General features: G+C 71.5%; 16 protein-coding genes. 8 read left to right on the top strand and 8 right to left on the bottom strand.

Translation table 11 applies throughout. The features are described from left to right. Window positions 1-10 precede the first annotated feature (10 nt). The gene (gene manA, locus ITJ56_RS04765) at window positions 11-1219 is read right to left on the bottom strand and encodes a mannose-6-phosphate isomerase, class I (protein ID WP_194628153.1); all 1209 of its coding nucleotides are present in this window, start codon (window positions 1217-1219) and stop codon (window positions 11-13) included. Window positions 1220-1286: 67 nt separating this feature from the next. Between manA and ITJ56_RS18840 the strand changes: the two genes are divergently transcribed. Then, entirely contained in the window at window positions 1287-2666 is a 1380-nt protein-coding gene (locus ITJ56_RS18840; RefSeq protein ID WP_194628152.1) for an O-antigen ligase family protein, read from the top strand. Window positions 2667-2676: 10 nt separating this feature from the next. On the opposite strand, the gene ITJ56_RS04755 is transcribed toward ITJ56_RS18840, so the two are convergent. Continuing rightward, window positions 2677-4044 (bottom strand): hypothetical protein, encoded by a 1368-nt coding sequence (locus ITJ56_RS04755; RefSeq protein WP_194628151.1) that lies wholly within the window; start codon window positions 4042-4044, stop codon window positions 2677-2679. 92 nt (window positions 4045-4136) lie between these two features. Here ITJ56_RS04755 and ITJ56_RS04750 point away from each other — a divergent pair, with 92 nt between their 5' ends. Then, window positions 4137-5444 (top strand): O-antigen ligase family protein, encoded by a 1308-nt coding sequence (locus ITJ56_RS04750; RefSeq protein ID WP_228517130.1) that lies wholly within the window; start codon window positions 4137-4139, stop codon window positions 5442-5444. Between the two features lie 25 nt (window positions 5445-5469). Here the strand turns inward: ITJ56_RS04750 and ITJ56_RS04745 are convergent, their stop codons facing one another. Next, window positions 5470-6216: a polyprenol monophosphomannose synthase gene (locus tag ITJ56_RS04745; RefSeq protein ID WP_194628149.1), complete on the bottom strand. Its 747-nt coding sequence runs from the start codon at window positions 6214-6216 to the stop codon at window positions 5470-5472. Further along, entirely contained in the window at window positions 6213-8702 is a 2490-nt protein-coding gene (locus ITJ56_RS18835; RefSeq protein ID WP_194628148.1) for a glycosyltransferase, read from the bottom strand. The genes ITJ56_RS04745 and ITJ56_RS18835 overlap by 4 nt, the downstream gene beginning before the upstream one ends. 137 nt (window positions 8703-8839) lie before the next feature. On the opposite strand from ITJ56_RS18835, the gene ITJ56_RS04735 reads away from it, so the two are divergent. Next, complete coding sequence (locus ITJ56_RS04735) at window positions 8840-10126, top strand: glycosyltransferase family protein (protein ID WP_194628147.1); 1287 nt, start codon at window positions 8840-8842, stop codon at window positions 10124-10126. Window positions 10127-10205: 79 nt separating this feature from the next. Here ITJ56_RS04735 and ITJ56_RS04730 read toward each other — a convergent pair whose 3' ends face one another. Then, the gene (locus ITJ56_RS04730) at window positions 10206-12755 is read right to left on the bottom strand and encodes a hypothetical protein (protein ID WP_194628145.1); all 2550 of its coding nucleotides are present in this window, start codon (window positions 12753-12755) and stop codon (window positions 10206-10208) included. Then, window positions 12755-13345 carry a hypothetical protein gene (locus ITJ56_RS04725; RefSeq protein WP_194628143.1) on the bottom strand — a complete coding sequence of 197 codons (591 nt, stop codon included), beginning with the start codon at window positions 13343-13345 and terminating at the stop codon, window positions 12755-12757. The genes ITJ56_RS04730 and ITJ56_RS04725 overlap by 1 nt, the downstream gene beginning before the upstream one ends. A gap of 189 nt (window positions 13346-13534) precedes the next feature. On the opposite strand from ITJ56_RS04725, the gene ITJ56_RS04720 reads away from it, so the two are divergent. From ITJ56_RS04720 to ITJ56_RS04700, 5 genes are all read left to right on the top strand, one after another. Beyond that, window positions 13535-14434 carry an ABC transporter permease gene (locus ITJ56_RS04720; RefSeq protein ID WP_194628141.1) on the top strand — a complete coding sequence of 300 codons (900 nt, stop codon included), beginning with the start codon at window positions 13535-13537 and terminating at the stop codon, window positions 14432-14434. A 3-nt stretch (window positions 14435-14437) separates the two neighbouring features. After that, window positions 14438-15667 (top strand): ABC transporter ATP-binding protein, encoded by a 1230-nt coding sequence (locus ITJ56_RS04715; protein WP_194628139.1) that lies wholly within the window; start codon window positions 14438-14440, stop codon window positions 15665-15667. Then, window positions 15586-16719 carry a glycosyltransferase family 2 protein gene (locus ITJ56_RS04710; RefSeq protein ID WP_323749715.1) on the top strand — a complete coding sequence of 378 codons (1134 nt, stop codon included), beginning with the start codon at window positions 15586-15588 and terminating at the stop codon, window positions 16717-16719. Before ITJ56_RS04715 ends, ITJ56_RS04710 begins: the two co-directional genes overlap by 82 nt. Window positions 16720-16793: 74 nt before the next feature. Beyond that, window positions 16794-17978 (top strand): glycosyltransferase family 1 protein, encoded by a 1185-nt coding sequence (locus ITJ56_RS04705; RefSeq protein ID WP_323749714.1) that lies wholly within the window; start codon window positions 16794-16796, stop codon window positions 17976-17978. Then, window positions 17975-18829, top strand: a complete 855-nt coding sequence (locus tag ITJ56_RS04700; protein ID WP_194628135.1) for a glycosyltransferase family 2 protein — start codon at window positions 17975-17977, stop codon at window positions 18827-18829. Before ITJ56_RS04705 ends, ITJ56_RS04700 begins: the two co-directional genes overlap by 4 nt. Window positions 18830-18887: 58 nt before the next feature. On the opposite strand, the gene ITJ56_RS04695 is transcribed toward ITJ56_RS04700, so the two are convergent. Continuing rightward, complete coding sequence (locus ITJ56_RS04695) at window positions 18888-20738, bottom strand: glycosyltransferase family protein (protein ID WP_194628133.1); 1851 nt, start codon at window positions 20736-20738, stop codon at window positions 18888-18890. Between the two features lie 8 nt (window positions 20739-20746). Beyond that, window positions 20747-21592, bottom strand: an 846-nt coding sequence (gene rfbA / locus ITJ56_RS04690) for a glucose-1-phosphate thymidylyltransferase RfbA (RefSeq protein WP_194628131.1), incomplete at its 5' end; no start/stop codon positions are given.

Genomic DNA, 21592 nt, shown 5'->3' with positions numbered 1-21592 from the left:
CGGACGTTGGCTACGCGCCGGTGGCGATGAACACGGTTGAGGTGATGCCGTCAGGCGAGTCCGCCCCGACCGTCACGTCGCCCTCGTCCGGCGTGATGAAGCACGACTCGCCCTTCCGGAGCAACGTGGCGGACCGCGCGCCGACGAGCGTGACCACGCCCTCGGTGCAGACTGCGATCGACGGGCCGACGAGCGGGGCGACCCCGCCGGCGCTCAGCCCGACCGGGCGGCCGTCGCCGTCGACCCGCAGCAGCGCGAAGCCGACCCCCTGCGGTGCGAACCGGTCGACTCCGGGGGCGACGTGCTCGGGCTCGAGGACCGGCTCCGGGTACGCGGTGAAGTCGAGCACGTGCAGGAGCTCGGGGACGTCGACGTGCTTCGGCGTGAGGCCACCGCGGAGCACGTTGTCCGACGGGGCCATCAGCTCGATGCCGAGGCCGTCGAGGTACGCGTGGATGTTGCCGGCGGGCAGGTACATCGCCTGCCCCGCGGTGAGCGTCACCCGGTGCATGAGCAGGGACACCACGATGCCCGGATCCCCCGGCCAGCTCGTCGCGAGGTCACGGACGGTCGCGGTGTTCGGGGTGTGCAGGTCGTCGGCGAGCGCCTGGGCGAGGTCGCTCGTGGCCTGCACGACGGCGAGCGCGGACTCGTCGGCTGTCTCGAGCCAGCGGACCGTGTCCTCGAGCCCGTGCGCCAGGTGGACCTCGAGCGGTCCGAGGCGACCGGTGCCGGCATCGAGCAGGCGGACCTCTGCCAGGGTGTCCTCGACCGGGCGGAAGCCGCTCAGCGCTTCGAACCGCTCACTCAGCGCGACGACGAGTTCGGGCTTCGGGAACGGGTCCTTGTAGTTGCGAGCGGGGTCGTCGATGGCGATGCCTGCGCGCTCCTCGCGGGAGAACCCCTCCTCCGCCTGCTCCGGCGTCGGGTGTGCCTGCAGCGAGAGCGGTGCCGCGGCGGCGAGCACCTTCAGCAGGAAGGGCAGACCCGTGCGGTCCGGACCGAGTGCGGTCTCCGGCTCCTCCGCGATCCAGTCGCGGAGCGTGTCCGCTCCACCGACCATCGCGGGGTTGACGACGACGGAGGGGCTGCCGGCGTGCGCGCCGAGCCAGAGCTCCGCCTGCGGGGCGCCCGTGACGGTGCGTCCGAGGAGCTCCGGGATCGCGGTGACCGAGCCCCAGGCGTAGTCGCGGGGGGTGTTCGTGATGCCGAGGAACATGGGCCAGAGCCTACCGGCGCTCCCGACGTGACTCCTGCTGGCGGCGACCGGCCGGTAGCCTGGCCTCGTGACGAACACCTGGCCGATCGCGCGCGGAACCGTACCCGAGCGCGAGGCGTTCGCCCTCGGGGCGACGACCCTGTTCGTGCTGTTCGCGGGCGACGCCGTTCCGAACACCCTCACCTGGGTCGGTGCCGGCGTTCTCTGGGCACTCGTCGCAGCCTGGGGCATCACGGTCCTGGTCCGGGCCAGGCCGTCGATGGTGCGCACTCCGTGGGCGCTCTGGGTGTTCCTCGGTTGGTGCCTGGTGACGGTGCTCTGGTCGCACTGGCGGTTCGCCACGATCTCGAGCCTGGTCGCGCAGGTGATCTGCGTCGCGGTCGCGTTCACGATCGCGTCGACCCTGACCTGGCGTCGGATCGCCGACGCACTGAGCCTCGCGCTCCGCTGGGTCCTGATGCTCTCGCTCGTGTTCGAGGCCGTCGTCGCCGTGTTCGTGCGTCATCCGATCGCACCGATCTGGACCGACTACGGCGACGCCGACATCCCCGACGCCTTCTACTTCTCACGGGCCGAGCTCTTCACCGGCGGGCGCATCCAGGGGCTGCCCGGCAACGCCAACCTGCTCGCGATGGTGGCGCTCCTGGTGGCGATCGTCGTGGCCGTGCAGTTCGCCGAGGGCCGGATGCGGCGGAACCGGGCGCTCGGATGGCTCCTCGTCGCCGCCGTCGGCTTCGTCCTGACCCGCTCGTCCACCGTCATCGCCGCCGCCGTCGTCGTCGCCGTGGTCGCCCTGGTCGCGATCTGGATGCGCCGCGTGCCGACCGAGCGCCGGACGCCGCGGTACCTGCTGCTCGCGGTCGGCGCGGTCGTCGTCGCGGTCGCGGGCTTCCTGCTGCGCGGACCGGTGTCCGAGATGCTCGGCAAGGGCTCGGACGCGACCGGCCGCGGCGAGATCTGGGGCAAGGTCCTCGGACTGATCGAGCAGCACCCGGTCGGAGGCTGGGGGTGGATCGGGTACTGGTGGCCCGCGATCCCGACCCTGGCCGACCTCGCGCACCGCAAGGGTGTCACCTACCTGCAGGCGCACGACGCGTACCTGGACGTCTGGATGCAGACGGGGATCATCGGCCTCGTCCTGTTCGCGGTCTACGTCGTGACCACGCTGTCCCGCTCGTGGGCCTGCGCGACGCGCGTCGGGTACGACGCCTCGTTCCGTCCGCGCTCGTTCGACCCGGTGTCCCTCCTGCCGCTGCTGGTCGTCGTCGCGCTGCTGGTGCAGTCCGTCGCCGAGTCGCGGCTGCTCTACCAGGGCAACTGGGTGCTGTTCGCACTGATCGCGCTCAAGACGCGCATCGTGCTGACCGGCGAGGAACCCGTGTCGGCCGGGGACGGCCCCCGCACACCGCGCACCAAGCGCGAGTTCCGCTGGGCCGGAACGCGCTGACGCGCGCGGGTCAGCGGGACAGCCACGAGCACGCGACCGGCGACGACCAGGGGTTCGACCGCACCCGGGCGACCTCGAGTGACGGGTCCTCCCGACACGCCTCGGCAGCGCCCGGCAGCTGTCCGGCCCACACCGGACCGTCGCTCCGCCGTGTCTCCCCCGGCGCGACGTGCAGCACGGCGGCCGCGACGACCGCGGTGAGCACGCACCAGCCGGCCAGCGCCCCGAGGAGGCGACCGGCGCCTCCCGTCCGCACCGCGGCACGTGACCACCGTTCCGGGTCGACCAGCGCGGCGGCGGCGACCACGGCGGCGCTCACCAGCAGCAGGCCGGCCGCTGCGGCGTAGCGCTGCGGCGGCAGGGCGGTCATCGCGCTCTCCGGCACCGACCACCGGACGCCGACACCGCCGTTGGCCAGCAGAGCGGCCCACCAGACGGCGAGGGACGCAGCCGCGAGCGCTGTGACCATCCAGCGGACCCGGGCAGGGCCGACCACCACGGCCGCTGCCAGGACGAGCACGAGTGCAACGACGGGGACGAGGAGGACGGCCCAGCCGTGCCCGACGACGGCCGCCAGGACCGCTCCGAGGTGCGGGTCCCACGCACCGGCCACCGGTCGCAGCACCCAGCCCGCGAGGACGTCGCCCACCGCAGGGAATCCCGCGGGGACGTCCCGGGGGCTCGTGAGCGTCGTGACGCCCTGCACGGCCAGCCCGGCGAGCGCCACCGCGGTGACCGGCAGCGCACGCAGACGATCGATCGCGGCCGGCACCCGGCTGCTGGAACCGGTGCCGCGAGTGGACCAGGCCAGGAGCAGCAGGGGCGTGAACAGCGCCGTCAGCGGTTCCGTGAGCACGGCCGCACCCGCGACCACGGCGAGCGCCGCTGCGCCCCACCAGGAGCGGCTGCGGCGCGCGAACACCCAGGGCACCAGGATGAGCACGTACCAGTGCAGGTTGGCAGCGTTGCCGCTGATCTCGTACGGCGCGAGCGGCAGGACGACGGGCACGGCCGCGAGGACGAGCCGGAACGGCCACGGGCGGACGACGTCGCGGGACAGCACGAACACCAGGGCACAGACACCGCCGACGACCAGGCACGAGGCCAGGGCGACGGCCTGGGCGTACCGCGCGGGCGGCAGGGCGTACCCGAGGTCGACGACGAGCCGCGGCAGCAGGTGCACGTAGCCGGCGTACGGGTGCAGCAGGGTGTCGACGGGCCCCATCGCGATGCGCTCCCGCAGGAACACGCCGCCGTCCTCGGCCCACACGGTGTTCCGGGGCACGGGGCCGAGCCGGTACCAAGCCAGGGCGGTCGCGAGCAGGCCGAGGGCGACCGCGACGAGGGGGACGCCGGCGACCCTGCGCACGAGGTCCATGGGCTGAGGATAGTTCGGGCATCTCGCATCGTCGATACAGCCACACCGCGATGCGGGCGGCTCGTCACAAGGTCGTGCGCCAAGATGGACGCGTGACGGACGGCCGGGTGAGCAGGAACGTGCTCGGGCGCCGGTACCTGTCCGCCTGGATCGGCTTCTCGGCCGGTGGACGGTTCAGCCAGGCGCTCGCGACGGTCATCGTGCTGTTCGGGTTCGGGCAGCCCACCGTCGAGGCCCTGGTCGGCCAGGCGGGGACCTGGGCGGTGCTCGTGACGCTGTTCGTGCTCGCGGGGCTGAGCCTGCTCGGGCAGCGCTACCGGATCGAGTGGCACGGCGTCCTCCCCCTGTCCCTGCTGGCCTTCGTCGGCTACTGCGCGCTGAGCGTGCTCTGGAGCGAGTACTCCTGGCTGGCGCTCCGCGGCCTGGTGCAGACGGTGTGCTCCATCGGCCTCGGGCTGTACCTGGCGCTGGGTCGCGACCTCGTGCAGGTGATCCGGGCGTCCGGCGACGCCTTCCGCATCCTGCTCGTGACGGCCCTCGGGCTCGAGGTCCTGTCAGGCCTGATCCTCGACGTTCCGTTCCCCGCGTTCGGGATCCGCGGCGACATCGCGTACGGCGGCCCGATCCAGGGCATCGGCGGCACCCGCAACTTCATGGGGTTCATCGCCGCGATGGCCCTCGTCACCTTCGTCGTGGAGTTCCTCACCCGCTCGGTCACCGTCTGGCGGGCGATCGGCTCGACCACCCTCGCCGTCATCGCGCTGATGCTCGTGCAGTCCCCCATCACCGGGCTCGCGATGATCGCCCTCGCGGTGACCGCCCTGGCGCTCTGGTCCCTCCGGCACGCCAGACCGGCGACCAGACCGGTGGTCAACGGCGTGCTCGGCGCCGCGGTGCTGCTGACCTTCGTCGTCGGGGTGGTCGCCCGGCACCGACTGCTCGCCGAGATCGGGGCCGCCGGAGGGACGGCGACGCGCATCGACCTCTGGTCCCAGATCCGGGTGCTCGTCGAGCGCTACCCGATCCAGGGCTGGGGCTGGGTCGGCACCTGGCCCACGGAGCCCGTGGTGCCCTACGTGACGCTCATCGACCCGGCGGGCGTCCGGTTCACCTCGGGCCTGAACGCGTTCGTCGACGCCTGGCTGCAGATCGGGTTCGCGGGCACGATCCTCCTCGGCGTCACGGCGCTGCTCGCGTTCGCGCGGGCGTGGGTGACGGCGACGACGTTCCCGGGGGTGGCGTACGTGTGGCCGGCCTCGGTGCTCGTGCTGCTGGCCGTCACGAGTGCCGCGGAGAGCTACCTGCTGCACGGCGCCGGGCTGATGTTCTTCGTGACGGTGCTCGTGATCGCCGCACGGCGGCGCTCGTGGCGTCGGCACCTGCCGCGCGCGGTCCACTGACGGGCCGGGAGGCGCGGTGCGGGTCTCAGGGGCGCGTGCGGCGACCGAGACGGCGCTGCAGCCCCCACTGGGTGACGCGGAGCATCGCCTCGAGCACGATGGACCGGCTCATCTTCGAGACCCCGTGCACACGGTCCCGGAAGCGGATCGGCACCTCGACGATGCGCCCGCCGAGGGCGTCCACGCGCAGGGTCATGTCGACCTGGAAGCAGTACCCCTTCGAGTCGACGGACCCGAGGTCCATCCGCGCGATCGCCGAGGAACGGTAGACCCGGTACCCCGCCGTGATGTCCCGCACGTCCAGCCGGAGCATCCACCGCGCGTAGGTGTTCGCGCTGCGACTGAGCGCCTGGCGCCGGAGCGGCCAGTCCACGACCGCGCCGCCGGGCACCCAACGGGACCCGATGGCGAGCAGGACGTCGTCGGACGAGGTCACGGCGCCGACGAGGGCCGGCAGCCGGTCGGCCGGGTGTGACCCGTCGGCGTCCATCTCGACCAGCAGCGGGTAGCCGCGCTCGAGGCCCCAGCGGAACCCCGCCACGTACGCCGTGCCGAGCCCGAGCTTGCCCGAGCGCTGCAGCAGGTGCACCCGGTCGTCCTCGACGGCAATGGACCGCACGATGTCACCGGTACCGTCCGGGCTGCCGTCGTCGACGACGAGCACGTGGACATCCGGCGACGCCGTCAGGACCGCGGACACGATGGCGCGGACGTTCTCGGCCTCGTCGTACGTCGGGACGATGACCAGCGCCGTGGTCTCGACCGGGGTCACCGGTTGCCGAGGCGCCGCTTGACCTTGCCGGCGACGCTGCGCGGGCCCTCGGTGCGGAGGTAGTGCACCGCGCGGCCGACGTCGTAGCGGACACCGGAGAGCTTCTTGCGCTCCGGCACGCGCACGCGCATCCTGTGCGGTTCGATCGACGAGGTGGTGTCGCGCACCGACTTGTCAGCGGCGCGGATCGGGTTCCGGCAGAACTCGACGAGCGGGGCGAGGACGTTCTCCCACGTGAACTGCTCGCGCACCCGATCGACGTTGCCGATGAACTCGGTGCGGGCCTTCTTGTCGAACAGGGCGGTCTCGAGGGCGGCGGCCAGGCCGTCGATGTCCTGCTCGTGCACCGCGATGCCGAGCTTCTCCTCGGCGACGAGGTCACCGAAGGAGTCGCCGGCGGTCGTGACGATCGGCAGACGCGCCCACAGGTAGTCGAGGATGCGGGTGCGGAACGAGAAGGTGGTCTCGAGGTGTTCGTAGTGCGTCGAGACGCCGGCGTCGGCCTCGAGCAGGTAGGCGCCACGCTCCTCGTACGGGATCCACTGGTCGTTGAAGAACACGTGCTTGCCGGTGAGCCCGAGGGCGTCGGCCTCGGCACGGACCTTCGCCACGATGTCCATCTCGGGGACGTCGGGGTTGGGGTGCTGCACGCCCATGAAGAAGAGCTTGACCGACGGTCGACGCTCGGCGAGCCGTGCGATCGAGCGGACCAGGGTGATCGGGTCGAACCAGTCGTAGATCCCACCGCCCCAGACGACGAGCTTGTCGTTCTTGCCGATGCCCGGGACCACGCCCTTGACCCGCTGCTGGTCGTGCACCGGCGGGGTCGAGGACAGGCCGAACGGCACGACGCCGATGAGCGAGCGGAGGTCGGCGTCCCGCGAGTACGTGCGGGCGTTCACCCGGCCGGAGCCGGCGAGCTGCCCGAGCCAGAACATGCGCTGGCGCTCGGAGGCGCAGATGAAGTAGTCGCCGAGCTCGAGCTGGTGGTTCAGCGTGTCCGAGGCGTCGAGGATCTGGCGGTTCCACTTGTCGACGTCGTCGCTGCGGCCCTGCTCGAGCTGCTCGAGGTGCAGGGGGTCGTACACGTCGACGACCAGGATCTTGCTCGTCGACTCGAGCACCGGGAACAGGCGGAGCGCGTGGCCCTGCACGATGATGACGTCGGCCCAGCCCTCGTGCTCCACCATCTGACGCGGATGGCGGTGCGGCACGGTGACGACCTCGTACGACGGGTCGATCGGCGACGACCGGGTCAGGCTGACCACGCGGACGTCGTGCTCGGAGGCGAGCTGCTTCGCCATCTGGGTCGCACGGATGGCGGGACCGGCCATCTTCGCACCGATCGAGTCGCCCGTGACGATGAGGACGCGGCGGCGGGTGCCGACCTCGAGCACGCCGAGGGAGTGCACGATCTTGTCGTAGCCGGCCAGGTAGTTCTCGATCGGGTACGCGGGCTCGTCGCGGTTGCCGAACAGGCGGAGGAGCTCGCGGTCGCTGCGGACACGGGTCGCCTGGATCTGACGGCGGGACTCGGTCATCGACGGCAGCTGCTCGACGAACTGGTCGACGCCGTAGATGCCCGCCATGCTCGTCTTCGGCACCGGGATCGTGGGGACGCTGTCGTCGCCCGGGTTGCGCAGGTCGAGTTCGGTGGAGTCGAGTTCCCCGCGGCCCACGGCACGGCGGACGGCGAGCGCCAGCGACCCGGGCAGGGCGGCGGCGAGTTGCTCGTCACCGAGGTTCTTGTAGAGCGTGAACAGGGCGTTCCGCTCGAGCAGGTAGGTCTCGCGGAAGTCGCCGAACTTGTTCATCGACGCGTGGTGCTTGTGGAAGGCGACGGACTTCGGCTGGTAGCGGAACCGCCACCCGAGCAGGTTGAGCCGCCAGCCGAGGTCGACGTCCTCGTAGAACATGAAGTAGCGGTCGTCGAACCCGTCGAGCTGCTCGAAGAGCTCGGCGCGGACGAACATCGCGGCACCGGTGCCGAACAGGACGTCGGTCTCGCTCTCCCAGCGGCCGGTGTCCGGGGAGCCGGCGAAGGGCTTGTACCCCATGCCGTACCAGGTCATCGCGGCCTCGGTGAAGTCGACGTTGACGCCCTCCCAGTCGAGGACCTTCGAGGCGACGGCACCGATGTCGGCGCCGGAGGCGAACGTGGCCATCGCCTCGCGCACCCAGCCGGTGTCCGGACGGGCGTCGTTGTTGAGGAACGCGACGATCTCGCCGGAGGACTTCTCGACGCCGAGGTTGCAGCCACCGGTGAACCCGAGGTTGGCACCCGCGTCGATCAGGGTGAAGTCGAGGGCCGAGGCCTTCAGACGCCCGAGGTGCTCCGGGCCGGAACCGTTCTCGACGACGATCACCTCGAGCTTGTCCTGCGGCCAGTCCTGCTTGCGGAGCTCCGCGATGCTCGTCAGGGTGTCGTCCGTGCCCTTGTAGTTCACGAGGATGACGGACACGACTCCCGGCTTGCGCTCTGTCACGGGAATTCCTCCAGCAGCTGCCGCGCACGAGCGCGGGTCGATGGCTCGGCCCGCGGGGTACCGCGGGCCGATGACACCCTACAAGGCGCGCCCCGCGACTCCCTGCCGGCGCTGCCGATTCGTGCAGAATGGCGTGCGTGACCGCAGTGATCCCGAGCACCCCCATGTCCTCTCCCCTCCGTGCTGACTACGCGGCCATCGCGGCCGGTGCGCATGCCGAGGGCCCGCGGGGGACGATCCGCTTCGCGGTGTCGACCGCCGATCCGGCCGAGGGCAAGGGCGACCTGTTCGTCGCGCTCGGGCTGGCGCGGGCGCTCCGCGCCGAGGGCTGGGGTGTCGCGATGTGGCCGCTCACCCGCTGGGGCGAGGAACTGCCCGCCGACACCACCGTCGTCGTGAGCATGCTCGAGTCGTTCGTCCCCGGGTACGTCCCCGCCGGCACCGCCCTGGTGGCGTGGGTGCGGAACTGGACGGCGAAGTGGGCGGCGCTGCCCTACCTGGACGAGTTCGACGGCGTCTGGACCTCGTCCGGCATCGCCCGCGACGCGATCGCCGCGGCCTACAGCGGACCGGTCGAGGTCGTGCCGATCGGCGTCGACACGGAGCTGTTCACCTCCGACACGCCCGCCCCCCGCGAGCGCACCGACCGCGCCGTCACGACCGTCAACTTCTGGGGCGTCCGCCGCCGCGTGCAGGACGTCCTGGCCGAGGTCGCCCCAGCCGAGCCGATCGTCTGGTTCGCCGCGAACGTCGACCACGTCGAGGCCTCCGCCGGCGTCGAGCTGCGTCCCGCGGTGTCCTACTTCGCCCTGCCCGAGGTGTACCGCGCCGCCGGCTTCGTCGTCGACGACGTCATCGACCCGGCCGCCGAGTACGGCACCCTGAACTCCCGCCTGTTCGAGTCGCTCGCGTCCGGCGCGCTGCCCGTCACCGACTGCGCCCTCGGACTCGACGAGCTCGGGCTGTCCGACGTGCCGGTGTTCGACGATGCCGCCTCGCTCGACCGCGCGCTCGCGATGCCACGGGACGAGCGCACCGCACTGGTCGCGCGGCTCCGCGCCGTGGTCGTCGAGCGACACTCGTTCCGCTCCCGTGCCGAGCAGGTCGGCCCGTCGCTCGACGCAGCCGTCGCGGCCGCCTCGGGTCGGAGCGGCGAGCGCGGCGCGTTCCTGCGCTGGGCGACCGCCCAGCGCGAGACACTGCGGCAGGCCGAGCACGACCGCGACGTGCACCTGGCGGGCGTGCACGACATCAACGCGCGCCTGGTCGCGTCCGAGCAGCAGGTCGGCTCCTACGACACCGCCCGGCGGCTGGCCGAGGCGGAGCGCGACCAGATCGCCGCCCGGTTCGAGGGCCTCACCCGGTCGCCCGAGTACCGCCTGCTGCACGGTGTGGGCCTGATGGCCCGCCGCGTGCGCCGCTGACGTCCGCGCGCGACCACACGACGGACGGGAGGCCCGTGGCGACACCGCCACGGGCCTCCCGTCCGTCGTGGGTGACCGTCTACTGCACGGTCACCGTCTTCGTACCGAAGCTCTTGTACGTCCCGCTCGGCAGGTCCTGGTAGTAGATGCGCACGGTGTGCGTGCCGGCCTTCAGACCGGTCAGCTTCCGGTACAGCCCCACGTCCGATCCCCAGCCCGGGTACACCTTCTGCACGTCGGTCCGCGTCGAGCTCACGGTGCCGGGGGTGATCGCGACGCCGTCCAGGTGGATCTTGTACTCGACCGGGTCCCAGACGTCCGGGTCGACCGCCCAGCCGCGGACGACGATGGCTCCCTTCCCGCCGGTGACCGACTCGTACGAGCCCTTGACCGAGCCGGTGGTGCCGGTCGCGCCCGTGGTGCCGGAAGTGGGCACCGTGGCCGAGGTCACGGTCACCGACTTCGTGCCGAAGCTCTTGTACGTCCCGCTCGGCAGGTCCTGGTAGTAGACCCGCACCGTGTGTGTGCCGGGCTTCAGCCCGGTGAGCACCCGCGACAGACCGACGTCGGAACCCCAGCCCGGGTAGCTCTTCGCGACGTCCGCGCGGGTCGCGTTCACCGTGCCGGGCGTGATCGCGACGCCGTCCAGGTGCATCTTGTACTTGACCGGGTCCCACACGTCGGGGTCGACCGCCCAGCCCTTGACGGTGATGGTCCCGTTGCCGCCGGTGACCGATTCGTACGCACCCTTGACCGAGCCGGTCTTGCCGGTCTCGCCGGTCGTCCCGGAGGTGGGCGCCGTGTCCGAGGTCACGGTCACCGTCTTCGTACCGAAGCTCTTGTACGTCCCGCTCGGCAGTTCCTGGAAGTAGAGCCGCACGGTGTGCTCCCCGGCGCTCAGCCCGGTCAGACGCAGTGCCAGGCCGACGTCGGAGCCCCAGGTCGGGTGCTCCGCCTCGACATCGGTGCGGGTGGCGTTCGCGGTGCCGCTGTTCGTGCTGACGCCGTCGATGTGGATCTTGTACTTGACCGGGTCCCACACGTCCGGGTCGATCGCCCAACCGCGCACCGTGGCGGTTCCCACGCCGCCGGTCACCGAATCGTAGGAGCCACGGAGCGAACCGGTCTTGCCGGTCTTGCCCGTCGTGGGGGCGCTCACGGAAACGGTCTTCGTGGCGACCTTGACGTAGCCCGTGCCCGGCTTGTCCTGCGTGTACAGCGCCACGACGCGGTCACCCGGCGTGATGCCGCCCATCGTCGTCGAGAAGCCGAGGGTGCTGCCGACGCCCGGGTACACCTTCGCCACGTCGCTGCGTGTCTTGTCGGTGGTACCGGTCGCACGGCTCGTGCCGTCGACGAGGATCTTCCAGGGGGCGGGCTTCGACGAGTCCGGATCGAGGACCCAGCCGCTCGCGGAGATCGTGCCGGCGCCGCCCGTCACCGAGTCCAGGACGCCCTTCGGCGCGGCACTCGTGATCGTCCGTGTGTAGCAGCCGAGCAGGGTGTTGCCGCCCGCACCCTGGTTGATCGCGTAGGTGCAGACGGAGTGCGCGCCGACCGACAGCCCGGTCAGTTCGGTGGCGAATCCGTGCGCGGTGTTGCCTGCTCCCAGGTTGGTCGCCAGATCGCTCCTGGCCACGTTCGCGGTGACGGTCTTCGCGCCGTCGCCGTCCACGTAGAACGCGACACGGAGGGCGCTGGAGGTGTCGGGGTCGACCGCCCAGCCGGTGACCGTGATGGACGAGGTCGAGCTCGGGGTGACGGAGTCCACGTTGCCGTACGGGTTGCCACCGCCGGTCGGCGAGCCGAACCAGTCGGTGTACATGCGCCAGAAGTTGCGGTTGCCGTACGCGGAGCAGCTGTCGCCGGTGCCGTAGAGGTTCGACATCGCTGCTGCGTTCGGGGTGTACGGCGTGTAGATGTACAGCGCGGCCGTCGCCTGGTTCTGGATGTAGACGGACTTGCGGCCGCACGCCGCGTTCGGGTTGAGCAGGATCGAGTTGGTCCGGCCCGCCTGGTACGCCCACGAGGTCGGCGACGCCTGGTACCGCTTGAACTGCAGGGCAGCGGCGTAGACCTGCTGGCCGAAGCCGTAGTACGCCGGGTCGCACGGGGCGGTGTCCGGGCACGCGAAGCCCGTGGCGTGCAGGTACATGTAGGACGTCGGCGAGGACGTCGTGACGATGCCCTGTTCCTTCTGCAGGAGCACGAGGAGCACCTTCTGGCTGATGCCGCACGCGGCGCCGACCTGGGCGATCATCGTCGCAGCGGACTTCGTGCCGCCCGAGATCGCGGCGCAGCGTCCGGAGACAGCGCTGATCGCGCTCATGTTCTGCGAGAAGTCCTTCAGGCAAGCAGGGCCGCCGGAGGCCTTCTTGCAGTTCGGTGCGACGCTCGTCAGGAACGACTGCACGGCCGAGGCGCTCATCGCCGAGCCGTTGTAGAAGTTCGCGTCGCTGATGATGTTGCCCGGGTCGAAGTCACCGGCGACCGCGGCCGACGCCGACTCGGCAGTGGTCTGCTCGGACAGGATCGTGCCGAAGGTCAGCCCGCTGGCGGCGACGGCGAATGCCGCGACGAGAGCAAGGGAGCTCCGGAGAGAACGGCGGGGGGAACGGGTGGGACGCATCACGGCACCTCGGCTGGCATGGGCTCGGACGCCGTCGACGCGGAGCCGACGGCGTAGGTCAGGGTGACGGACCAGGTGCCGCTCGGCACCTGTGCCGCGGGGAACGACACCTGGGCACAGTTCACCGACGAGGCGCTCGCCTGTGCGGTGCCCGTCGCAGTGCGGGTCACGCCGCTCTTCTTCGCGGTGAAGGTGCACTTCCCGCTGGCGTCGGTGGTGCCGGAGACGAGACCACCGGCCTGCAGTGTCTTCGACCCGGTGTCCCAGCCGGCGTAGGTCACGACGGCCGTTGCCGGGAAGTCCGACGGGTCGGTGTCGGGCTCGTTCGTTGCGCCGCTGCCGGGGAACGCACCGGGGGTGTCGTCGTCGGGGTCCGCCGAGACGTCGTCGGCGGGCGAGGACGTGGTGCCGGTGGGCGAGGCCGAAGCGGAGTCATCGGTGGTGGGGGTCGCACTCGGGGTGCGTGATGCTGACGCGGACACGGACGGCGACGGGGTCGCGTCGTCGCCAACGCCGGAACAACCGGTCACGAGGAGACTGAGTGCACCGACCACCGCGAACGCAGCGATCGGCCTGGATGCGAGGAGCATGCTGACGGGCCGTCCTGAAGGTGTTGACAAGGGTCCGGGTTGCGTCAACGGTAACTCGAAAGTGAAGGTTGAGGGTTGGATCGGTCGGAATCACCCCCACTCGGGGTGCACGACGACCGTCGCCCAACGCTGTCCCGCGGGCCCGGTGAGTATGCTGTTCCGGTCCTGCCCCCACGAACGAAGAGACGTATGGTCGATCAAGCCCGCATGACGGCGCTCGCGAACGAACCCCTCGTCGTGATCGGCGCCCCGACGAGCGCCTTCCGCGGAACCGGGCGCGAGCTGCGCGATGTCTTCCGCCAGCGCGAGATGCTCGGGATGCTCGTCCGACGCGACCTGAAGGCCCGGTACAAGGACTCGGCACTCGGGTTCGTCTGGACGCTCGTGCGCCCGCTGACCCAGCTGATGATCTACTACTTCGTGATCGGCCAGGTCCTCGGCGCCGCCCACGGCATCGACAACTTCGCGATCTACGTCTTCACCGGACTGACCGCCTACACGCTCTTCAGCGAGATCGTCGCCGGGTCCACCGGATCGATCGTCGGCAACTCCGGGCTGATCAAGAAGGTCTACGTTCCCCGCGAGGTCTTCCCGCTCGCCAGCGTCGGCGCCGCGCTCGTGAACTTCACGATCCAGTTCGCGATCCTGCTGGCGGCCACGGTGGTCATCGGCGTCTTCCCGTGGCACGAGGGTCTGATCTACCTCATCCCCTCGCTCGCCGTGATCCTGGTCTACGGCGCGGCGATCGGCCTGGTGCTCTCGGCGCTCAACGTGTACCTGCGCGACGTGCAGTTCGTGATCGACGTCGGCCTCATGGTGCTGCTCTGGGCGTCACCGATCGTCTACTCGTACTCGATGGTCATCAAGGAGCTGCACGCCGGGTGGCTCCTGGCGATCTACACGAACAACCCGCTGACCCTGTCGGTGCTCGGCCTGCAGAACGCCATCTGGCTGCACCCGACCCCGGTCGAGTACCCGGACCACCTGATGCTCCGACTCGGCATCGCGTTCGTCATCGGGGTGCTCTGCCTGATCGGCGCGCAGCGGGTCTTCTCCCGCCTGCAGGGCAACTTCGCCCAGGAGCTGTAGACCATGGCCATCAGCACCCCCGTCTCGCCCACGACGACCGCCGAAACCGCCGAACGGCCGGACGTCATCGTCATCGACCACGTCCGCAAGCGCTTCACGGTCCGCAAGGACAACACACTCCGTGAGCGCATCGTCACGCTCGGCCGCGCCGGCCGCAAGCACCGCCAGGACTTCTGGGCCCTCGACGACGTCACCGTTTCTATCCAGGCCGGCTCGACCGTCGGGCTCATCGGCCAGAACGGCTCCGGCAAGTCGACCCTGCTCAAGGCGATCGGCGGCATCATCCAGCCGACGTCCGGCACGGTCGCGCGCCGTGGCCGCCTCGCCGCACTGCTCGAGCTCGGCGCCGGCTTCCACCCCGACCTGTCGGGCCGCGAGAACGTCTACCTCAACGCGGCGCTGCTCGGCCTGAGCCGCAAGCAGACCGACGAGAAGTTCGACGACATCCTGGCCTTCTCGGGGATCGGCGACTTCATCGACACCCAGGTCAAGTTCTACTCATCGGGCATGTACGTGCGACTCGCCTTCGCCGTCGCCGTGCACACCGACCCCGACGTCCTGCTCGTCGACGAGGTCCTGGCCGTCGGCGACGAGGCGTTCCAGCGCAAGTGCCTCGACCGCATCCGCACCTTCCAAGAGGCTGGCAAGACGATCATCATCGTCACGCACTCCCTCAGCCAGGTGCAGGAGATGTGCGACCGCGTGGTCCTGCTCAACAAGGGCAAGGTCCTGCACGACGGTGACCCGGTCGCCGCGGTCAGCATGTTCCGCGAGGTCCTCGAGGAACGTCGCCACGGCGAGCTCAGCACCGACGTGGCCGTCGGCCGCGGCAAGGTCCTCGGGGCGAGCGTCCACGTCGACGGCAAGGACCCCCGCGCCGAGGTCATGCCCGGCGACGACCTCGTCGTGGACATGGAGTTCGAGCACCTGGACGGCATCGCCGACTGGGAGGCCGCGGTGCAGATCAACAACGCCGGCGGCCAGGTCGTCTACGGCACCACAACCGGCATCATGGGCCTCGAACTGCAGCCGCTGCACGGTCGCCGGAAGCTCCGCCTGCGGATCGCCGACACCGCGTTCGGCACCGGCAAGTACTTCATCAACGTGTCGATGATGGACTCCGCCGGCCGCCACCTGCACGACATGCCCGAGTGCGATTCGTTCGAGGTGCCCGCCTTCGACAACGCCGTCGGCACGGTCTACGCCCAGCCATCGATCGAGGAGCTGGACTGAGCCCCACCGACAGCACGAGTCCGACCGACGGCACGCTCCGCACCGCGGTCATCGTCGTCAACTGGGAACGCGCCGACCTGACGACCGCGGCCGTCCGTGCCGTGCTCGCCGAGGGCGCGGCCGACCAGGTGGTCGTCGTCGACAACGGGTCGCCGGACGACTCCGTCGCCGTGCTCCGTCGCGATCTGCCGGACGCCACCGTGATCGCGCGCGACTCCAACGGCGGCTTCGCGGCGGGGGCGAACACCGGCATCCGGCACGCGGACGCCGACGTCGTCGTGCTCCTGAACAACGACGCCGTCCCCGCGCCCGGCTTCGTCGCGGCGCTCCGCGACCACCTGGCGCAGGCGGGGCCCGAGGTCGCCGCCGTGACGGGCCGCATCGTGCTCGCCGGACGTTGGACGCGCCTCCCGGTCGGTACCGCGCCAGCCCCCGACCAGCGCGTGCTGCGCGACCACGACGGCCGCCTGTGGACGCCGTCCGCGGACGGCGAGGTCCGGCTCAACTCGACCGGCGTGCGCGTCGACCACGACGGCAACGGCATGGACCGCGACTGGTTCGCGCCCGTCGACCGGGTCGCCGACGTCGACGTGTTCGGGTTCTCCGGCGGTGCCTCCGCACTCCGACGGAGCGCCCTCGACGACGTCGGCCTGCTCGACGAGTCGCTCTTCATGTACTACGAGGACACCGAACTCGCGTGGCGACTCCGCCGACGCGGCTGGCGTGTGGAACACGCGGCCGCCGCCGTCGTGGAGCACGACCACTCGGCGTCGTCCGGGGTGCAGAGCGACCTGTTCCTCTTCCGCAACGCGCGGAACCGGATCGTCGTCGCGCTCTGGCACGCACCGTGGGCCACCGTCCTGCGGGCGAGCGCCCGCACCCTCATCCGCGGCCTGCGCGGGCTGCTCGCCGCGTCCACCCGACGGGAGGCCCGGCTCGTCCTGGCAGCGTTCGCGGACGTCGTCGGGACGCTCCCGTCACACCTCGAGCGGCGGCTCCGCGAGTCGCGGCGCGCGTCCGTCCCGCGCCGGAGCGTGGACCCGGGCGCATGAGCGCGGAGGGCTATCCTGGTCACTCCCCCGCCGACGGACCCGACCGTGGCGCCCCCGTTCGGAAGGAACCACGCGTGCCGCAGCTCACCGTCCTCGTCGACGGGACCGCGGTACCGCAGAACCTCGGCGGCGTCGGGCGCTACGCCGAAGGGGTCGTGTCGCACCTGACGGACCCGACGCTCGACGTCCACCTGGTCGTCCGTCCCGTGCACGCCGCACACTTCCGCGCGATCGCGCCGCACGCCACCGTGCACACCGCACCGGCCTGGACCGACTCCGTACCACTGCGGTTCCTGTGGGAGCAGACCGGCCTGCCGGCGCTCGGCCGTCGCCTCGGCGCCCAGGTCCTGCACTCGCCGCACTACACGTTCGCGTTCGGTTGGCGGGGCGGTTCGGTCGTGACGCTGCACGACGCCACGTTCTTCTCCAACCCGGAGTGGCACTCGCGGCTGAAGCGCACGTTCTTCACCTGGTGGAGCCGTCGGTCGCTGCGCACCCGGCCGGTCGTGATCGTGCCGAGCGCAGCCACCGCGACCGAGGCCGCCCGCGTGGTCAGCGGCATCCGCGCCGACGTGCGCGTCGCGCCGCTCGGGGTCGACCGTGGCGTGTTCCACGAGCCGTCCACGGCCGAGGTCGAGGACGCCCGGATCGCCGCGACCCTGCCGGAGGGCGCGCCCTGGATGGCGTTCCTCGGCACCATCGAGCCGCGGAAGAACGTCACCGCGCTGCTCGACGCCTACGCCTCGGTGCGCGCCGCCCGCGCCGCCTCCGGCTCGGAGACGCCCTGGCTCGTGCTCTCCGGAGCACGGGGCTGGGACGCTGCCGCGATCGCACGGCTCGACGCCCTGCAGCCCACCGACCACGTGATCGAGGCCGGCTACCTGCCGCTCGAGGACCTCGCGGGGTTCCTCGGCGGTGCGGAGTTCGTCGTCTACCCGTCGCTCGGCGAGGGCTTCGGCCTGCCGGTCGTCGAGGCGATGGCGTCCGGCGCCTGCGTCCTGACCACCCGGCGACTGTCGCTGCCCGAGGTCGGTGGCGACGCCGCGGTGTACGCCGAGCCGTCGGCACCGTCGCTGGCGTCCGCGATGGCGGGGCTGCTCGACGACCCGCTGCTCGTGGCCTCCCACCGTGCGGCGGCGCTGGCGCGGGCGGACGAGTTCACGTGGGACGCGACCGCTGCCGTGCACCTTGCGGCCTACTCGGACGTCGCCCGGGCCGCCACCGGTGCTGGTGCTGGTTCTGCCGGGGGTGCACGGTGACCCGGGTCGCGGTGCTGACGGTCACCTACAACACCGGCGAGACCATCCGGCCGTTCCTGGCGAGCGTCGCCGGTGCGTCGAAGGACGAGGTCGCCGTCGTCATCGCGGACAACGGTTCGGCGGACATCGACGCGCTCCGGGCCATCGGTGAGTCCTACGGGGCGGTCGTGGTGTCCTCCGGTGGCAACCTCGGGTACGGCGGGGGCATCGACGCGGCCCTGAGCGCCCTGGACGACGTCCTGCCCGACGTGCGGCCGGAGTTCCTGCTCGTGACGAACCCCGACGTCGTGCTCGGCGAGGGATCGATCGACGAACTCGTCGCAGCGGCCGACCGGTTGCCGTCAGGCGGGTCGTTCGGGCCCCGGATCCTCGACGACCAGGGCGAGACCTACCCGTCCGCTCGGCAGCTCCCCTCGCTCCGCACCGGCCTCGGCCACGCGGCGTTCTCGCGGTTCTGGCCGGCGAACCCGTGGAGTCAGCGGTACTGGTCCACCACGAAGGTCGTCGAGCGCGAGGCGGGCTGGCTCTCCGGCGCGTGCTTCCTCATCCGCACGGACCTGTTCCGTCAGCTCGACGGGTTCGACGAGTCGTACTTCATGTACTTCGAGGACGTCGACCTGGGCCAGCGCGTCGGCCGCTCCGGTCGGGCCAACGTCTACGTGCCGTCGGCCGTGGTCACCCACACCGGCGCGCACTCGACGTCGTCGAACCGGCGCCGGATGGAGATCGAGCACCACCGCAGCGCCTACCGGTTCCTGTCGCGGAAGTACCGGGCATGGTGGCTGTGGCCACTGCGCGTCGTCCTGCACGCGGGCCTGTCCCTCCGAGCCCGCTGGGTCACGCGCAAGTAGCCCTGTGCCTCCGGAACCAGGTTCCGTGGCGACTCGCGGGTCGGGGACCCGACGGGTGTCAGGGGCGGGGGTGCAGGCGCGTGCGTTCGGCGCGGGGGTGCAGGCGCGTGCGCTCGGCGCGCGCGGCCCCGAGCAGGACGCGGGCCCGGGCGTCGAAGGAGTGCTCCGCTGCGATGCGCTCGGCCACGGCGGCACGTTCGGCACCGGACGGCCACGGTCGCGCCGGATCGAGCAGGGCCGCGAGCTCGTCGCGGGAACCCGCCACCGCCAGGGTCGGCACGTCGAGCACGCCGGACAGCCCGGCCACCGGGTCCGTCACGACGACTCCCCCGGACGCCAGTACGTCGAACACCCGGTTCGACACGAACCCCCCGGCGGCCATGTCCGGCCAGTGGTCGTTCAGCACCACGCGCGCGGATGCGTAGGCCCGCGCGACCCCGGCTCGCGACAACGACGTCGCACCGAGCATCGCGGCGGGCACGGTGCCGTCCCAGCCGGGCCCGTGCACGCGCAGGTCGGCGCCGAGCGAGACCGCGTCGGACACGACCGGTCGCGCGGTCCCGCGCGTCGACCCGACGAAGACCACGCGGTCGGCGTCTGCGTCGTCCGCTGACCGCGCGCCCGGGTGGAACACCGCGGGTTCGGTCGCCTGCAGCAGCGTCCGCACCGGCACACCCGAGCGCTCGGCAGCATTCGCAGCCCAGACCGGCCCGGCAGCGAACGCCGCATCGAACGACCGCAGCTCGGTGTCCCGGACGTCGTCGGGGTGGCTGATGACCCAGAGCAGGTTGACCGACGCCGGGTTCGGCGGCACCCGGTCGAGTCCGCGGATCACGAGCGTCACGTCGTCGGAGGCATCGTCGTCCCGCACGTGGGCGTCCCGCCGGTCGACCCGGACGTGCTGCCCGAGCCGCTCGAGTGCTCCCGCCAGCTCGGCCGCGAAGTGCACGTCGCCCCACCCGTCGCCCTCCGGTCCGGCGGGTGCGGCGATCTTCAGCGACCAGGTCAGGTGCTCGGCGTCGCCACCGGTCACGTGCGCACCCGGGGACACCGGCCGGGCACCCCACGGCGGCAACGGCGGGCCGGCGACGACCCGGTTCCCCTCGGGCGCACGGTCGCTCCAGGCGGAGAACGCGTCGACGGTCGCGGCGTCGACGGTGCGGCCGGCCTCGACCGAGCGGGTCGCCTCGCCGACGACGCGCACCGGTCCGCCGTCGCCATCGGCGACCGCGCGGGTCCAGGCCGTCAGAGTCATGCGTTCGTCCGGGAGGCCCGGTGCCGGCACCAGCGCCGCCCCCGGCACCGAGAGCACCGGCTGGTCCGCAGCGAACACGGTGTCGACGCCGGTCACGGTGTCGGCGCGGTTGTCCGACCACGGCAGGGCGCCGGGGCGCAGCAGCCGGGCACCGGAGCGGATCGTGCCGTCCGGCATCCGGACCCGGGCCTGGGCGACCGAGCCCGCCGCCGCGAGGGCGTGCAGCGCCGGCACCTCGACCGACACCGAGGTGTCGAGCAGGACGAGCGTCCGGCCCACGCCGGCTGCGACCCCGGCATTGATCGCCGAGCCGAGCCCGTCGACCGGTTCCGGTCGGGCCCAGGGCAGCCGACGGCCGAAGGGGTCGATCGGCGAGGCGTCCGCGACGTAGCTCACGGCCCGGACGTCGACCCCACGGCCGAAGGCATCACGGGCGACCGAAACGAGTCGCGGGACCTCGGCGTGCCGGTCGGACCGGGTCGTGACGAGGACCGTGACGTCGTGGTCCAGCTGCGGCAGCGGGTCCGGGAACCCGGCTACGGGAACGACGGACGCCGCCGTCGCGGACACTGGACGGGCCTCCAGGCCGGGGTGGCCGGAGGCCGTCGCGTCCGGACGGCGGCGTCGGCCGAACCAACCCGAACCGGCTGCCACGCGCGTGACTAGACGCCGAGGAGTCGCTGCAGGTACACGCCGTAGCCGCCCTTGACCAGCGGTGCGGCGAGTTCGGCGAGCTGGGTGTCGTCGATCCAGCCGTTGCGCCAGGCGATCTCCTCGATGCAGCCGATCTTGAAGCCCTGACGGTCCTCGATGACCTTGACGTACTCGGACGCCTGCATCATCGACTCGAACGTGCCGGTGTCGAGCCAGGCCGTGCCGCGGTCGAGGACCTGGACACCGAGCTCGCCGGCCTCGAGGTAGCGCTCGTTGACGGTCGAGATCTCGAGTTCCCCGCGGGCACTCGGCTCGATCGTCTTCGCGATCTCGATGACCTTGTTGTCGTAGAAGTACAGGCCGGGGACGGCGTAGTTCGACTTCGGCTCGGCCGGCTTCTCCTCGATGGAGACGGCGGTGAAGTCCTCGTCGAACTCGACGACGCCGTACGCCTTCGGGTCGGCGACGTGGTACGCGAAGATCGTCGCGCCCTGCACCTCGGTGTTCTTCCGCAGGTTCGTGCCGAGGCCCGTGCCGTGGAAGATGTTGTCGCCGAGGACGAGCGCGACGCTGTCGTCGCCGATGAAGTCCTCGCCGATGACGAAGGCCTGCGCGAGGCCGTCCGGGGACGGCTGCACGGCGTACTGGATCTCCATCCCGAGGGTCGACCCGTCGCCGAGCAGGGCCCGGAACTGGTCGTTGTACTCCGGCGTCGTGATGACGAGGACCTCGCGGACGCCGGCCATCATGAGCGTCGACAGCGGGTAGTAGACCATCGGCTTGTCGTAGATCGGCATGAGCTGCTTGCTGATGCCCTTGGTGATGGGCCAGAGGCGCGTGCCGGAACCGCCGGC

Origin of the sequence: Curtobacterium sp. VKM Ac-1376 (assembly GCF_015351025.1) — a bacterium.
GTDB lineage: Bacteria > Actinomycetota > Actinomycetes > Actinomycetales > Microbacteriaceae > Curtobacterium.
Note: the sequence above shows the minus strand (reverse complement) of the source record. Positions and strands in the feature narration are given on the sequence as shown.

Bases quoted from the DNA above. Each gene is read 5' to 3' on its own strand.
- manA (WP_194628153.1), bottom strand. From the start codon at position 1,219: ATGTTCCTCGGCATCACGAACACCCCCCGCGACTACGCCTGGGGCTCG.
- ITJ56_RS04715 (WP_194628139.1), top strand. From the start codon at position 14,438: ATGGCCATCAGCACCCCCGTCTCGCCCACGACGACCGCCGAAACCGCC.
- ITJ56_RS04725 (WP_194628143.1), bottom strand. From the start codon at position 13,345: ATGCTCCTCGCATCCAGGCCGATCGCTGCGTTCGCGGTGGTCGGTGCA.
- ITJ56_RS04720 (WP_194628141.1), top strand. From the start codon at position 13,535: ATGGTCGATCAAGCCCGCATGACGGCGCTCGCGAACGAACCCCTCGTC.
- ITJ56_RS04730 (WP_194628145.1), bottom strand. From the start codon at position 12,755: ATGCGTCCCACCCGTTCCCCCCGCCGTTCTCTCCGGAGCTCCCTTGCT.
- ITJ56_RS04755 (WP_194628151.1), bottom strand. From the start codon at position 4,044: ATGGACCTCGTGCGCAGGGTCGCCGGCGTCCCCCTCGTCGCGGTCGCC.